Annotated in this window: 15 protein-coding genes, 1 tRNA gene and 1 pseudogene; 12 read left to right on the forward strand and 5 right to left on the reverse strand. The window is 64.7% G+C overall.

The window, feature by feature from the left end; translation table 11 throughout:
• Positions 1 to 49: 49 nt before the first annotated feature.
• Positions 50 to 511 carry a peroxiredoxin gene (locus AC1DE1_RS14555; protein WP_477176367.1) on the reverse strand — a complete coding sequence of 154 codons (462 nt, stop codon included), beginning with the start codon at positions 509 to 511 and terminating at the stop codon, positions 50 to 52.
• A 278-nt stretch (positions 512 to 789) separates the two neighbouring features.
• Complete coding sequence (locus tag AC1DE1_RS14560; RefSeq protein WP_046971840.1) at positions 790 to 1,356, reverse strand: glycine cleavage system transcriptional repressor; 567 nt, start codon at positions 1,354 to 1,356, stop codon at positions 790 to 792.
• 184 nt (positions 1,357 to 1,540) lie between these two features.
• Between AC1DE1_RS14560 and AC1DE1_RS14565 the strand changes: the two genes are divergently transcribed.
• From AC1DE1_RS14565 to AC1DE1_RS14580, 4 genes are all read left to right on the forward strand, one after another.
• Complete coding sequence (locus tag AC1DE1_RS14565; RefSeq protein ID WP_477176368.1) at positions 1,541 to 2,047, forward strand: hypothetical protein; 507 nt, start codon at positions 1,541 to 1,543, stop codon at positions 2,045 to 2,047.
• Between the two features lie 49 nt (positions 2,048 to 2,096).
• Positions 2,097 to 2,603: a hypothetical protein gene (locus AC1DE1_RS14570; RefSeq protein ID WP_441605166.1), complete on the forward strand. Its 507-nt coding sequence runs from the start codon at positions 2,097 to 2,099 to the stop codon at positions 2,601 to 2,603.
• A 159-nt stretch (positions 2,604 to 2,762) separates the two neighbouring features.
• Positions 2,763 to 3,656 carry a 4-hydroxy-tetrahydrodipicolinate synthase gene (gene dapA / locus AC1DE1_RS14575; protein WP_477176369.1) on the forward strand — a complete coding sequence of 298 codons (894 nt, stop codon included), beginning with the start codon at positions 2,763 to 2,765 and terminating at the stop codon, positions 3,654 to 3,656.
• Between the two features lie 38 nt (positions 3,657 to 3,694).
• The gene (locus AC1DE1_RS14580; RefSeq protein WP_477176370.1) at positions 3,695 to 4,288 is read left to right on the forward strand and encodes a hypothetical protein; all 594 of its coding nucleotides are present in this window, start codon (positions 3,695 to 3,697) and stop codon (positions 4,286 to 4,288) included.
• A gap of 101 nt (positions 4,289 to 4,389) precedes the next feature.
• On the opposite strand, the gene fdxA is transcribed toward AC1DE1_RS14580, so the two are convergent.
• Both fdxA and AC1DE1_RS14590 read right to left on the reverse strand, forming a co-directional pair.
• On the reverse strand, positions 4,390 to 4,713 hold the full coding sequence (fdxA, locus tag AC1DE1_RS14585) for a ferredoxin FdxA (RefSeq protein WP_441605169.1): 324 nt from the start codon (positions 4,711 to 4,713) through the stop codon (positions 4,390 to 4,392).
• 50 nt (positions 4,714 to 4,763) lie between these two features.
• Positions 4,764 to 4,839: transfer RNA gene (locus AC1DE1_RS14590), tRNA-Glu, on the reverse strand.
• A 183-nt stretch (positions 4,840 to 5,022) separates the two neighbouring features.
• Between AC1DE1_RS14590 and pcnB the strand changes: the two genes are divergently transcribed.
• From pcnB to pgi, 6 genes and pseudogenes are all read left to right on the forward strand, one after another.
• Positions 5,023 to 6,381 carry a polynucleotide adenylyltransferase PcnB gene (gene pcnB, locus AC1DE1_RS14595; RefSeq protein ID WP_477176371.1) on the forward strand — a complete coding sequence of 453 codons (1,359 nt, stop codon included), beginning with the start codon at positions 5,023 to 5,025 and terminating at the stop codon, positions 6,379 to 6,381.
• Positions 6,378 to 6,860: a 2-amino-4-hydroxy-6-hydroxymethyldihydropteridine diphosphokinase gene (gene folK, locus AC1DE1_RS14600; protein WP_441605171.1), complete on the forward strand. Its 483-nt coding sequence runs from the start codon at positions 6,378 to 6,380 to the stop codon at positions 6,858 to 6,860. The genes pcnB and folK overlap by 4 nt, the downstream gene beginning before the upstream one ends.
• A 56-nt stretch (positions 6,861 to 6,916) precedes the next feature.
• Positions 6,917 to 7,747, forward strand: coding sequence for a 3-methyl-2-oxobutanoate hydroxymethyltransferase (gene panB / locus AC1DE1_RS14605; RefSeq protein ID WP_477176372.1), 831 nt, complete (start codon positions 6,917 to 6,919; stop codon positions 7,745 to 7,747).
• A 19-nt stretch (positions 7,748 to 7,766) separates the two neighbouring features.
• Positions 7,767 to 8,612 (forward strand): pantoate--beta-alanine ligase, encoded by an 846-nt coding sequence (gene panC / locus AC1DE1_RS14610; RefSeq protein ID WP_441605173.1) that lies wholly within the window; start codon positions 7,767 to 7,769, stop codon positions 8,610 to 8,612.
• Between the two features lie 102 nt (positions 8,613 to 8,714).
• The gene (panD, locus tag AC1DE1_RS14615) at positions 8,715 to 9,101 is read left to right on the forward strand and encodes an aspartate 1-decarboxylase (protein ID WP_046971832.1); all 387 of its coding nucleotides are present in this window, start codon (positions 8,715 to 8,717) and stop codon (positions 9,099 to 9,101) included.
• Positions 9,102 to 9,213: 112 nt separating this feature from the next.
• Positions 9,214 to 10,785 (forward strand): annotated as a pseudogene (gene pgi, locus AC1DE1_RS14620) (glucose-6-phosphate isomerase); the annotation flags it as partial.
• On the opposite strand, the gene queG reads toward pgi, so the two are convergent.
• Entirely contained in the window at positions 10,700 to 11,887 is a 1,188-nt protein-coding gene (gene queG, locus AC1DE1_RS14625) for a tRNA epoxyqueuosine(34) reductase QueG (RefSeq protein ID WP_477179123.1), read from the reverse strand. The pseudogene pgi and the gene queG overlap by 86 nt on opposite strands.
• A gap of 60 nt (positions 11,888 to 11,947) precedes the next feature.
• Between queG and AC1DE1_RS14630 the strand changes: the two genes are divergently transcribed.
• On the forward strand, positions 11,948 to 13,432 hold the full coding sequence (locus AC1DE1_RS14630) for an NAD(P)H-hydrate dehydratase (RefSeq protein ID WP_477176374.1): 1,485 nt from the start codon (positions 11,948 to 11,950) through the stop codon (positions 13,430 to 13,432).
• Positions 13,429 to 13,887 (forward strand): tRNA (adenosine(37)-N6)-threonylcarbamoyltransferase complex ATPase subunit type 1 TsaE, encoded by a 459-nt coding sequence (gene tsaE / locus AC1DE1_RS14635; protein ID WP_441605177.1) that lies wholly within the window; start codon positions 13,429 to 13,431, stop codon positions 13,885 to 13,887. Before AC1DE1_RS14630 ends, tsaE begins: the two co-directional genes overlap by 4 nt.
• Positions 13,888 to 14,045: the final 158 nt, after the last annotated feature.

The raw sequence follows: 14,045 nt of genomic DNA on the forward strand, positions 1-14,045 counted from the left end.
GTCGTCCCGGCGGGACGGGCAGCGGCATGGCGAAAAAGGAGATCGCGGGTCACTGGGCGGGGATGGCGTCGAGCACGGCCTGGGCGTGCCCTGGGACTTTCACGTTGCGCCATTCCTGGGCCAGCCTGCCTTCGGGATCGATCAGGAAGCTGCTTCGTACAACACCCATATGACGTTTTCCGTACAGCACCTTCTCGTGGATCACGTCGAAAGCGTTGCACCAGGTCTCATCAGGGTCGGAAACCAGAGGAAACGGCAGTTCCTGCTTGGTGGCGAAGTTGGCGTGGGATTTCACCGAATCACGCGAAACACCGATGATCTGCGCGTGACGCTTTTTGAACTTCGGGTAGAGGTCGCGGAAATCCTTGGCCTCATTGGTGCAACCGGGGGTACTGTCCTTCGGGTAGAAGTACACCACCACCCACTGGCCTTTCAGGCTGTCCAGCTTCAGTTCGCTGCCATCGCCGGTGAGGCCTTTGAGTTTGGGGACTTTCTTGCCAACTTCGGGCATAGGTTCTCCTGCGAGGCCGCGGCCGGCTTCGACTGGGTGTCGTCAATCAAGGGAAACGAGACAGCGGAGGTGGGTGCAAAGGCGGTCAGGGCTCGCCCTGCGATCGGTGCAAATCGACCCGCCTGCTGCATGCCATCTCTCCGGTACTGCTCTTGAGGTCAGAGACTAGCGCTTGCCGTGTAGGGAATGACAGTCCTTGCAGCAGGGCGCCTCAGGGAGCATGCTCAAGGACCCGGCGAGCACGCCGGAAAACCGGTTTTCCGCGCGACATCCGCCGCTCAGAATTTCACCGGATCCATGATGGCGTCGAGATTCAGGCCATCGCAGAACTCCAGGAAGTCATCGCGCAGCGCGGCAATATGCGTGGCCGCCGGAATGCCGATGGTGATCTGTGCCTGGAACATGTCCGCACCCGTCTGCATCGCCTGGTAACGCAGCGAGCTCAGCTGCTCGATGACGATGTCGCGGCGGTCGAAGAAGTCGATGATCTTCACCAGGATGCCCGGGCGATCGGCCGAGATCACCTCGATCAGATACGGAAGCAGGTGCGAGTGGTGCTCGCGCGGACCGGTGCGATAAAACGACAGGCGCAGATCTTCGTCCCGGGCCGTCTTGGCCAGCGCGGTTTCGAGTTTGGCCACGGCGTCCCATGCGCCGGTGGCGAGCAGGGTCAGCGAGGTATCGGCGCCGATCGCCGACACCCGCGCATCGGCGAGGTTGCAGCCGGCTTCGGCAATACGCTTGGCCAGCGTCAGCAAGGGCGCGCTTGTGGAGGGAGTCAGGGTCTGGATCAGCAGCTGGTTGTCGCTGCCGGTGCGCGCGGAAGAACGATTCAAGGAGTCCACCTGTGGCGCTCCCGCACGATGCGGGTCAAGAAAGCACGTCGGTTGAGCTTACTTGCCGCTGCCAGAGACTCGCAAGTAAGTCCTCTGGCCGGCTGAAAGTCGCTTTTTGACTGCCTGCCAGGCCGGGCGTAACATTTTGGCGGTCGCGCCGCCGTCCTAGGGGCTCATCAATGGGGAGCGGATTATGAAGCACGTGCATGCGTGGTTGATGGTTGCCGCCATGGCAATCCCGTTTTCGCAGGCGCTGGCGTATGCCAAAAATCCAACGCCGCCGGACGTCAAGGCAGATACCAAAGAGAAGTTCGAAGGGGTCATGGACCATGTCCATCAGGAGATGGGCGCGGGCGGACGTTTCGAGTTCCTGACCGCGGAAGAGCGCGAGACGGTCGAGCACGATATGAATGACATGCATGGCTTGTTCGACCGCTTCGGCAAGGTCGATGCGATGGACGACAAGTCCAAGATCCAGCTCTACAACGATCAGTCGGAAGTGAACGCGCTGCTCACCAGGCGCGACGGCGAACGCGAAATCTGCACGCACGAGCAGCCGACGGGATCTCATCTTCCCAAGACCACCTGCCGCAACTACGCCCAGATAGAGCGCGAGCGGCGGGACATGCTCAACATGAAGGATGCCATGCTGCATACGATGCGAGAGGCGGCTCCGTCCTCGGCGCTGGGTACGCATTGACGCATCGGGATGGCGTTTGTTTCGGCTAAGACAACCAGGGGGTTAGATCATGAAGTTGGTGCGTGCGCAGCTTGCTGTTGCGGTATTGGTGTTTCTTGTTCCTGCGACTTCGCTGCTGGCGAAGAGCCCGCCACCGCCTGACGTCAAGGCCGATACGAGGGATACATTCGCCCCTGTGGCCGACCACGTGCGCGAACAGATGCAGGCAGGCGGCCGCTTTGAGTTCGTCAACGCTGAGGAGCGCGGCACCGTCACCAAGGACCTTGGTGATATGCAGTCGCTCCTGGATCGGTTCACCAAGGTCGACGCCATGGACGACAAGTCCAAGATCCAGCTCTACAACGACCAGTCCGAGATCAATGCGATCCTTACCCGCCGCGACGGCGACAAAGAGATCTGCGTACACGAACAACCCACCGGGTCCCATCTTCCGAAGACCACCTGTCGCAAGTACAGCGATATGGAGCGCGATCGCGCGGCCACGATGCAGATGAAGGATGAGATGTTGCATACCACCATCCCGAAACCCCTGCTGATCGGTCCGAACGCCCATTGAGGGGAAATCCAGGACTGCGCCCGCTCCATGGTCTTGGGCGGGCCGTCCAGGGTGAATTCGGACGCGGGATGGCGCTGGCAGGGCCGGCCCAGGGCTCTGTATTGGCTGAACAAGCTTTTCCGGTAACATGCCGGGTTTGAGTTTCAGGCGGAGCCGGTCTTGAACATTCGCGGAAGCATCTGTGCGCTGGTCACGCCGTTCGCGGCGGACGGGGCGCTTGATCTTGCGGCTTTCGCAAAGCTGCTTGACTACCAGATCGACGGCGGAACCGAAGGCGTGGTCGTGGCCGGTTCAACCGGCGAGGCCCATATGCTCGAGCACGACGAATACGAGCGCCTGCTCGCGTTTGCCGTGGAACGGGTGGCCGGCCGCATGATGGTCCTTGCCGGTACCGGCGAGGCGGGCACGGCCAAGACCGTGGCGCTCACGCGGCGTGCGAAAGCGCTGGGTGCTGATGCGGCCCTGGTGGTGGCTCCGTATTACGTGCGACCGACCCAGGAAGGCCTGCGTCGCCATTTCCTCGAAGTGGCTGACCATGGCGGCCTGCCGGTGGTGCTGTACAACGTGCCGGCGCGCACGGGTTGCGACCTGCTGCCGGCAACGGTGGCTGAACTGCGCGACCACCCGGCCATCGTGGGCCTCAAGGAAGCGCTGGGCACCGATGAAAGGATTCGCGCCATCGCGGAACTTGCGCGGCCGGATTTCGTCTATCTGTCCGGTGACGACGGCACGGCCTGCAAGGCGATGCTCGCTGGCGCGGCGGGGACGATCTCGGTGGTAGCCAATCTGGTGCCTCGCGCGTTTCGCATGTTGTGCGATGCCGCCACGGCAGGCGATCGGGCTGAAGCACAGCGTTGCGACGCCGTGCTGGCGCCGCTGGTTTCGGCGCTCAACTGCGCGCCGAACCCGATTGCTGTGAAAGCCGGATTGCCGCCGCTGGGCTTGGGATTGGCGGCGCCACGCCTGCCTTTGGTTGAATTGGAGGATGGTCCGGACCGCGCGCGACTTCGCGAAGCGCTGGCGGGTCTGGCATCCTTGGCGAATGCGGCCTGACATTTCGGGCAACTGATACTCCTACGGAATCTGCTTACATGAAGAAATCCCCGCTTGTCGTGGCCCTGCCGGTACTGGCCCTGTCTGCCTTGCTGCTCTCCGGCTGCGGCATGTTCCGTTCGCAGAAGGCCTGGGAAACGGCCAAACAGGAGTCGCCGCTGGAAATTCCGCCGGGCCTGGATACGCCTTCCACCAGCGCCGCGCTGGTCATTCCGGAAGCGGGCGCCAACAACCCGACCTCCAATGGTGCGACCGCTCGGGTCGGCAGCAGCAGCGCCCAGATCGCTGACGGCTTTGTGCTGAACGACAGCATCGACAACACCTATCGTCGCGTGGGTCAGGCCCTGGAGAATGGTGATATTGGCCAGGTGGTGGGGCACGACGATGACGCGCACACCTATACGCTTAGCGTGGTCGCATCGGATCAGCCGACCCAGAAGAAGGGCTTCTTCAGCAGCATGTTCAACGGCAAGTCCAAGGAGTCTGCGGATGCCCCGGGCGCCAAGCCGCGCCAGGTGCTGCTGACCGTGGGCACCAGCGGCGAGAAGGCCAGCGAAGTGCGCGCCCAGGGCGATGCCGCCGCGGTGGCCAAGGTGATCGATACCCTCAAGGGTCGCATGGGCGGCGGTTGATCCGTTGCCTTACGGCCAATAAAAACGCCGCCTCAAGGGCGGCGTTTTTTTATGCGCGAACCGGGGTGTCCTGCGGAGGGGTACAGCGTCCGGGACGGCGTTCAGCGTTCGAGCAGGTCGAGCTTGTTGGGCTTGTTTTCCCAGTCCTTGGCGTCGGCGAGGCCGTCCTTGCGCTCGGTGATGACCGGCCAGCTCTTGGCCAGCGCCGCGTTCAGCGCAGTGAAGCTTTCCTGTCCGGCGGGCACGTCGTCTTCCGGATAGATCGCGTTGATCGGGCACTCCGGCTCGCACAAGGTGCAGTCGATGCACTCGTCCGGATCGATCACGAGGAAGTTGGGGCCTTCGTGGAAGGCGTCGACGGGGCAAACTTCGACACAGTCGGTGTATTTGCACTTGATGCAGTTGTCGGTGACGACAAAAGTCATACGCTCTCGTGCCTGTCTTGAATGAGCCGGGGCCCGTGCCAGGCCGGAAGTGGCGCTCCCTACGAGGTTCGAACTCGTGTTCCCGCCTTGAGAGGGCGGTGTCCTAGGCCACTAGACGAAGGGAGCGAAATGCACCGGAGCGCGCTAGTATAGCGGAATTGCTTCGCCCGGCAATGCCCTCAGGGGCTCAAGGACCGACCGGGCGGACGGCCACCGGCCCTATGGGGCATGGTGGAATGTGGAGGCGGCGGAACGATGCCGCATTGATCGCTTTGAATGGCGCTAAGCGCCTGCAAGGATCCAGACCGCTTGAATCACGACGCAAGGACCAACGCCACGCCTGCATTGCGCATCATCCCGCGCGAGCAGCACGTGATTTCGCGCAAGAACATCAGCAAGGCAGCGCTGCGCGTGCTCTATCGCCTCAACGAGGCCGGCTACCAGGCCTATCTGGTGGGAGGCGCCGTTCGCGACCTGCTGCTGGGCGGTCATCCCAAGGACTTCGACGTGGCCACCAACGCCACGCCCGACGAGGTCAAGAAACTCTTCCGCAATTCGCGCCTGATCGGCCGCCGTTTCCGGCTGGCCCACGTGGTGTACGGTCCGGAAATCATCGAAGTGGCCACCTTCCGTGGCACCGGCGAAGAAGAAGGCGAGGGCGATCGCCACATCGTCGACGGCCGCATCGTGCGCGACAACGTGTGGGGCTCGATCGAAGAGGACGCGATCCGTCGCGACTTCCGCGTCAACGCGCTGTACTACGACATCAGCGATTTCTCGGTGCGCGACTATGTCGGCGGCATGCAGGACGTGCAGGACCGCGTGCTGCACCTGATCGGCGATCCGGAAACGCGCTACCGCGAAGATCCCGTGCGCATGCTGCGTGCCGTGCGCCTCGCGGCCAAGCTCAATTTCCGCATCGACGCGGCCGCCGCGGCGCCGTTCGACGAGCTCGGGCCACTGCTGGCCGACGCTGCGCCGGCGCGCTTGTTCGACGAGTCGCTCAAGCTGTTCCTGTCAGGGCATGGCCTCAAGAGCTTCCACATGCTCGAACAGACCGGCCTGCTGAAGTTCATGTTTCCGGCCACGGCACGCGCGCTCAAGCGCGGCGACAAGGCGCTGCGTGCGCTGATCGAGCAGGGCCTGGCCAATACCGATGCACGCGTCGCCGAAGGTAAGTCGGTGACGCCGGCCTTCCTGTTCGCCGTGCTGCTGTGGGGCGAAGTGCGCGATCTGGCGCATACCTGGATCACCAAGGGCATGGAGCCAGTGGCCGCGTGGGAACGCGCCGCCACCCACGTCATCGTCGAGCAATGCCAGCGCGTGGCGATCCCGCGTCGTTTCACGCTGACCATGGAAGAAATCTGGGGCATGCAGCCGCGCTTTGAACAAGTGCAGCGCAAGCGCGTATTCCGCCTGATGACGCATCCGCGTTTCCGTGCCGCCTTCGACTTCCTGCTGCTGCGTGCGGAGGAATCCCCCGCGGTGCGCGAGCTCGGCGCATGGTGGCAGCACGCGCAGCAGTTGCCGCACGAAACGCTGGCGGCGGCCTTGTCGGGCAGCGCGTCGGGTTCGGCAGTGGAAAGCGCTGCGCCGGCCGCCAAGCCGCGCAAGCGCCGTCGTCGCAAGCCGAGCTCGAAGGCGGGCAACAAGTCGGATCCCGCGTGACGGTTGCGTTCATTGCGTTGGGCAGCAATCTAGGCGACGCGCAAGGACACGTGCTGGGCGCGTTCGGCGCGCTGGATGCACTCCCGCAAACCCGCTTGCTCGCCCGCTCAGCGCTGTATCTCACGCCTCCCTGGGGCGTGCTCGATCAACCTGCCTTCATCAATGCGGTCGCTCAGATCGATACCGGACTGACGCCGCACCAGCTGCTCGATGCCTTGCTGAAGATCGAGCGCGATGCCGGCCGGGTGCGCGATGGCGAGCGCTGGGGCCCGCGCACGCTTGATCTCGATGTGCTGCACATGGACGGCGTCGTGCTATCGGACGATCGCCTGACGCTGCCTCATCCGCGCATGGCTGAGCGTGCTTTTGTACTGTTGCCACTGAACGACCTGGCGCCGACGCTGGAGTTGCCGGGCCAGGGCAAGGTGGCGGATCTGCTGGCAGGCATCGAAACCACCGGTTGCGAGCGTCTGCCTTGAGCCCTTCACGCCACACGCGGGATAATCCGCGCCTGCCTCCGTTCTAGGGAATTGTCGTGTACTCGCAAAAAGCGAACGCCCCCACGCGCAAGCCGGTCACCGTGCCGGCGTTGCGCGCGATGAAGGAAGCAGGCCAACGCATCGTCATGCTCACCTGTTACGACGCGAGTTTCGCGGCGCAATTGGAAATGGCTGGCGTCGACGTGGCGCTGGTGGGCGACTCGCTTGGCATGGTGATCCAGGGCCACAAGAGCACGCTGCCGGTGACGCTGGACCACATGGTCTATCACACCAGCATCGTGTCGCGCGGACTCAATGCCACTTTGCTCATCGCCGACTTCCCGTTCATGGCCGATCGCGATGTCGCCCACGCGTTGGAAGCCGGCGCGCAGCTGGTGGGCGAGGGTGGCGCTGCGATGGTGAAGATCGAGGGCGCCTCGCCGCATATTCTCGAAGTGATCACCGCGCTGGTCGAGCGCGCCATTCCGGTATGCGCGCACCTGGGCCTGACGCCGCAATCGGTGCACAAGTTCGGCGGTTTCCGTATCCAGGGCCGCGCGCAGGACGCCGCCGACCGCCTGGTCGAGGACGCCAAGGCGGTGGAAGCCGCGGGCGCCGACCTGCTCGTGCTGGAAGGCATTCCCACCGCACTGGGCGAGCGCATCACGCAGGCTGTGTCCATTCCTACCATTGGCATCGGCGCCGGCCCGCATTGCGACGGGCAGGTGCTGGTGATCCACGACATGCTGGCGGTGACGCCCGGCAAGCGACCCAAGTTCAGCAAGGATTTCCTCGCAGGACGCGACTCTGTGGCTGCGGCGATCGCGGCCTATGCCGAGGATGTGCGCAGTGGCGCCTTCCCGGCGCCGGAACATTGCTTCGACTGAGGCAGCAGAGCTCAAAGACATGCAGACTGTGCAAGATGCCGCGGCGCTCCGCGCCACCATCCGCGGCTGGCGCGGCCAGGGCCTTACGGTGGGTTTCGTGCCCACCCTGGGTAACCTGCACGCCGGTCACCATTCGTTGATCAAACTGGCCCGAGCCCGCGCCGATCGGGTAGTGGCCAGCGTGTTCGTCAATCCCACCCAGTTCGGCCCGAACGAAGACTTCGAGCGTTATCCGCGCACCCTGGTGCAGGATCAGGTGGGGTTGGCCGAACAGGACTGCGACCTGCTGTTTGCCCCGGAAGTGCCCACGCTGTACCCGTTCGGCGCGCAGAACAGCGTGAGCATCCATGTGCCGCAACTCACCGAAACGCTCGAGGGTGCCCATCGCCCGGGGCATTTCGACGGCGTGGCTACGGTGGTGTGCAAGCTGTTCAACCTGGTGGAGCCGGATCTGGCCGTGTTTGGCCAGAAGGATTTCCAGCAGCTCAAGGTGATCGAGCGGATGGTTCGCGATCTCTCGCTGCCGGTGAAGATCATTGCGGCGCCCACGCTGCGTGCCGAGGACGGCCTCGCCTTGAGCTCGCGAAACCAGTACCTCTCGGCCGAGCACCGCACCCTGGCGCCGCAGATCTACGCCACCCTGCAGCAGATGCGCGATCTCATCGCCAAGGGGCACGCCTGGTCGGTGGTGGAGCAGGCGGCGGCTTCCAAGCTTGCCCGGGCCGGTTTCGACCCTGATTACGCCGTCATTCGGCGCTCCGAAGACCTGGCTGAACCGGTCGACGGCGAGACCGAAGGCCTGGTCGCCCTGATCGCGGCCCGGCTGGGCTCGACCCGCCTGATCGACAACTTGCCTTTCGACTGACCGACCCCATCAAGGGCCTGCCGGGACCCCATGTTGCGACGCGGCGCGTCTCGGCGGGATAATAGTGGGCTACGCGGGCAATTCCTGCCGGAAACTGAAGTCATGAACCTGAACATGCTCAAGGCCAAGATTCACCGTGCGACGGTGACCCATGCCGAGCTCCATTACGAAGGCTCCATCGCCATCGACGGCCTGTTGCTCGATGCCTCCGGCATTCGCGAGTACGAGCAGATCCATGCGTGGAATATCAACAACGGCAAGCGCTTCGTCACTTACGCGCTGCGCGCCGAGGAAGGCTCGGGCATCATCTCGGTGAACGGCAGCGCCGCGCACCGCGCACAGCCGGGCGACCTGGTGATCATTGCCGCGTTCTGCCAGCTGTCCGAGGCCGAGCTCGAGCAGTTCCAGCCGACCCTGGTGTACGTGGACGCCAACAACGCCATCTCGCACACCAATCGGTCGATTCCCAAGCAGATGGCCGCGGCCTGACGCTTTGCGCCTCGCCTCAGGGCGGGGCCTGGGTGCGGTGCAACAATCTGCTGGCAAAGGGTGCGCGAAGCTGCGTAAGATCGACGTCCCCCTTCGCCGAGCATGAGTTCCCATGTCGTCCGAGCGCCGTCCGTCTTTTCTCGCAGAACACGTTGACCGGCTCGCAGGCACGCACCTGCGGGAATTGCTGAAGGACGCCGCCCGCGGCAAGCGCCTGCGCCATCGCCTCGGGCCAATCCTGCTGGACCTTAGTCGCCAGAAGCTCGACCAGGCCGCGTTAGACGCTCTCGGCGCGCACGTCGAAGCCAGCGGCTGGCAGGTAGCGCGCGATGCGATGTTCTCCGGCCAGCCCATCAATACCTCCGAAGACCGTGCGGTGCTGCACACCGCGCTGCGCGCCGGCGGTTCGCAATTGCCTTCGCCCGCACCGCGCGATGCGCTCAAGGAAATCGACGCCACGCTCAAGCGCATCGATGCGCTGGTCAAGGCCGTGGAGCTCGGCGACGCCAGCGCCTTCGGCGTGGCGCCCGGCATCACCGACATCGTGAACATCGGCATCGGCGGCTCGGACCTCGGGCCGCGCCTCGCTGCCCGCGCGCTCACGCCGTATCACGTGCCGGGGCTGCGCAGTCATTTCCTCACCAATGTGGACGGCCAGTCCGCCTACGAGCTGATGCATCAGCTCGATCCCAAGCGCACGCTGGTGATCGTGGTCTCCAAGACCTTCACCACGCAGGAAACCTTGCTCAACGGCAACGTGATGCGCGAGTGGATCAGCCGCGCCTACGACGGCGACCAGGCTGCCGTGTCGCGCCACTTTCTCGCCGTGAGCGCCAATGTCGCCGAGGCGGAAAAGTGGGGCATTCCGGCGGCACAGGTTTATCCGATGTGGGATTTTGTCGGTGGCCGCTTTTCCGTGTGGTCGGCCGTGGGCCTGTCGCTCGCGCTGGCGATTGGTTCGTACAACTTCCATGAGTTGCTCAAGGGCGCGGCGCTCGTGGACGACCATTTCCGCAGCGCGGCGTGGTCGGAAAACCTGCCGGTGCTGTTGAGTCTGGTCGAGTACTGGAACCGCGACGTGCAAGGTCGCGGCAGTCGCGCTGTCATCCCGTACGCGGACCTGCTGACTGATCTCACCTCCTATCTCCAGCAGCTCGAAATGGAGAGCCTGGGCAAGCAGGTCACCAAGCAAGGCCAGCCGGTGGCGCAGCCGACCTCGGCGGTGGTGTGGGGCAGCGTGGGCACCAATGCGCAGCACGCGTATTTCCAGTCCCTGCACCAGGGCACCGATGTGGTGCCGCTGGAGTTCATCGGCGTGGTGAAGCCGGCGCACGATCTCACCGCAAACCACGAGGCGCTGTTGTCGAACTTGCTCGCCCAGGCGGCTGCGCTTGCGCTGGGCAAGACGTTCGACGAAGCGCTCGCCGAAGCGAAGTCGGGTACTGACGAAGAGCGTCGCGTGCTGGCCGCGCAGCGCACTTTCCCGGGCGATAGACCCAGCACGGTGATGCTGCTGGACGCGCTCACGCCGGAAAGCCTCGGTGCACTGATCGCGTTGTACGAGCACAAGGTGTTCATGCTTGGCCACCTGTGGGGTGTCAACGCGTTCGATCAGTGGGGCGTGGAGCTGGGCAAGTCGATTGCGCGGCAGATTCTGCCGGCGTTGGAAGAGGGCGGGGCGAAGAAGGTCGCAGGACTGGATTCGTCCACGCAGGCGCTGATTGAAGAAATCCAGGCACGCCGCAAGGTCTAATAAATAGGAACTGTGGGAGCGCACCCTGTGCGCGACAGGCCCGATCCCGCACTTCATCCGAATGAGGCGCATTGCCCAGCGCCACCGCGATATTGCGCAGCCAGCCTTCGTAACCGGTGCGACGGATGGCCATGCCTTCCGTGCGCTGCAGAAATTCCTGCTCGCTCCAGCCGAACAGCTCCACCAGCTTCGCGCCATCAAGCCGATGACGCGGCGCGAAATCCGGTTCAGTCGCATCCTGCGCAAACTTGTTCCAGGGACAGATCAGCTGGCAATCGTCGCAGCCGAAAATGCGGTTGCCGATCGGCTCGCGTAGTTCCTCGGGAATACTTCCGCGCAATTCGATGGTGAGATACGAAATGCAGCGTCGCGCATCGAGCTTGTATGGCGCGACGATCGCCTGGGTAGGGCAGATATCGATGCAGCGACGGCAGCTCCCGCAGTGCGCGCTGGCAGGTGCGTCCACCGGCAGTGGCAGATTGGTGTAGAGCTCGCCGAGGAAGAAGTACGAACCGGCGCCGCGGTTGATCAGCACGGTGTGCTTGCCGATCCAGCCCAGTCCCGCATTTCGGGCGAGCGCTTTTTCGAGCACGGGGGCCGAATCGACGAAGGCGCGATAGCCGAAGTCGCCGATGGCGCCATGAATGCGCTCGGCCAACTTCTGCAAGCGGTTGCGCATGAGCTTGTGATAGTCGCGGCCCAACGCATAGCGCGCGACATAACCAGCCTCGGCATCGCCCAGGACATTCCACGCGTTGCGCGTGCCCGGCGGAATGTAATCCATGCGCACGGAAACGACGCGAAGCGTGCCCGGTTCCAGTTCCGCCGGACGGCTGCGTTTGTCGCCGTGGCGGGCCATGTAATCCATCTCGCCGTGATGGCCGTCGTCCAGCCAACGCTTCAGGTGCACCTCGTCCTCGCCCAGCTCGGTGCCGGCGATGCCGCAATCGGCAAAGCCGAGCTCCTGCGCCCAGCGCTTGATATCGAGCGCAAGCGCAGCGTAGTCGGCAGGTGGAGCGGCAACGGAGGACATGCGGCTATTGTAGGCGGTATGTGCGCTAAGGCCTGCGCCGGCATGCCTATAATTCCCCGCATGACTGCCCACGCCCATCGTCACGAGCTCTATACCGTCGAACAGGTGCGAGCGCTCGATCGCCGCGCCATCGAAGAGCTCGGCATTCCCGGTTACGAACTGATGCAGCGCGCCGCCGCTGCCGCGCTGGTATGCCTGCGCCAGCATTGGCCGCAGGCGCGGCGCATCGCGGTGTACTGCGGCCCCGGCAACAACGGTGGCGACGGCTTCCTGCTGGCGGCGCTGGCGCGTGAGGCCGGACTGCATGCCGACGTTTTTGCGCTGGGCGAGAGCCGTGGCGACGACGCTGGTCGCGCGCGTCGCGAGTTCGAGCACGGCGGCGGTACGGTGCACGTGTGGAGCGACGCCGTCGCGCTTCCGTCGGTCGATGTGCATGTCGATGCCTTGTACGGCACCGGCCTGCAACGCGCGCTGGCAACCGAGGTCGCTGCGCTGGTCCGGCACATACATGCGACCGGCGCGCCGGTGTTGGCGTTGGACGTGCCCTCGGGCGTCAATGCCGATACCGGTGATGTGCCGGGCGAGGCGGTGCAGGCCAGCGTCACCGTGACCTTCATCGCGCCCAAACGCGGGCTCTATACGGGGCTGGCGCCGGGCTATGTGGGAACCGTGCAGTTGGAGTCGTTGGGCTTGCCGGAAACGCTTTGGCAGCACGCCCGTGCGGATGCAGAACTGATGCAGCCGTGGACGCTGCCGCCGCGTGCGCGACAATCGCACAAGGGCAATAACGGGCACGTGCTGGCCATCGGCGGCGATCACGGCACGGCCGGTGCGATCCGCTTGTGCGGCGAAGCGGCCCTGCGCGGTGGCGCCGGACTGGTCAGCGTCGCGACCCGTGCCGAACATCTGATCGCACTCAACAGCGCCCGGCCGGAGCTGATGGCCCATGAGGTAAACGGGCCGCAGGCGCTGGAGGCCTTGCTGCCGCGTGCCAGCGTGCTCGCCGTGGGACCCGGACTGGGGCAGGGAGCGTGGGGGCATGCACTGTGGTTGACCGCGCTCGACGCCGATCTGCCGCTGGTGCTCGATGCGGACGGCCTGAATCTGCTCGCGCTTGAGCCGTGCGAGTTCTCCCGCCCGGCGGTGATCACGCCGCATCCCGGCGAGGCAGCGCGCCTGCTGGGATGCGATACCAAGGCCATCGCGGCCGACCGTTTTGCGGCCGTGCGCGAACTGGCCAGGCGCTATCGGGTCGTCGCGGTGCTGAAGGGCGCAGGTAGTCTGGTGGCCGATCCGCACGGGCGTGTTGCCGTATGTCCCTGGGGCAATCCGGGCATGGCCAGCGGCGGCATGGGGGATCTGCTGACCGGCATCGTCGCCGCGCTGCTGGCGCAAGGCTGCGACGCCTGGCAGGCCGCGACACTGGGTGTTGCCCTGCATGCCCGCGCGGGCGATCTGGCGGCCCGTCACGGCGGTGAGCGTGGATTGATCGCCAGCGACTTGCTGGAGCCGCTGCGCCGGCTGCTCAACGGAATCGACGCATGACGGAACCGAGCTGGAATCTCCCCGACGAAGCCACCACCGCCGCGCTGGCCACCCGCCTGGCCGGCGCGCTCGATGATGGCCTGGTGGTCTATCTGCATGGCGACCTGGGCGCCGGCAAGACCAGCTTTGCCCGTGCACTGCTCGGCGCCCTGGGCGTGGGCGAGCGCATCAAGAGCCCGACCTATAGCCTGGTCGAGTCCTATCGCGCCAACGGACGGCCGGCCTGGCATCTGGACCTTTACCGCATTGCCGATCCCGGTGAGCTGGAATGGCTGGGTCTGGACGCGCTGTCCGATCCCTCGGCCCTGGTGCTGGTGGAATGGCCCGAGCGTGGTGCAGGCGCCTTGCCGGCCCCTGACCTGGTCGTGCACCTCAGTTATGCCGGGAGCGGGCGCCATGCCCGCATGGAAGTGCGCACCCCCCGCGGCGCGGCGGTCACCTCGCGTCTGGCCTGACGTAAACGCGGCCCGAATCACCTAAGTATCGGTACTTGCTGAGATTTTTTCCTCGGCAGGCATAAGGGAATTCGCCTTCAGTTTGCGTGGCTTGCGGCCGATAGCTGGATGTCGCCTGACAAAACTTACGCAGGTTATGGATATTCAAGGGAAAACCT

Source organism: Dyella sp. 05T440 (assembly GCF_056395965.1).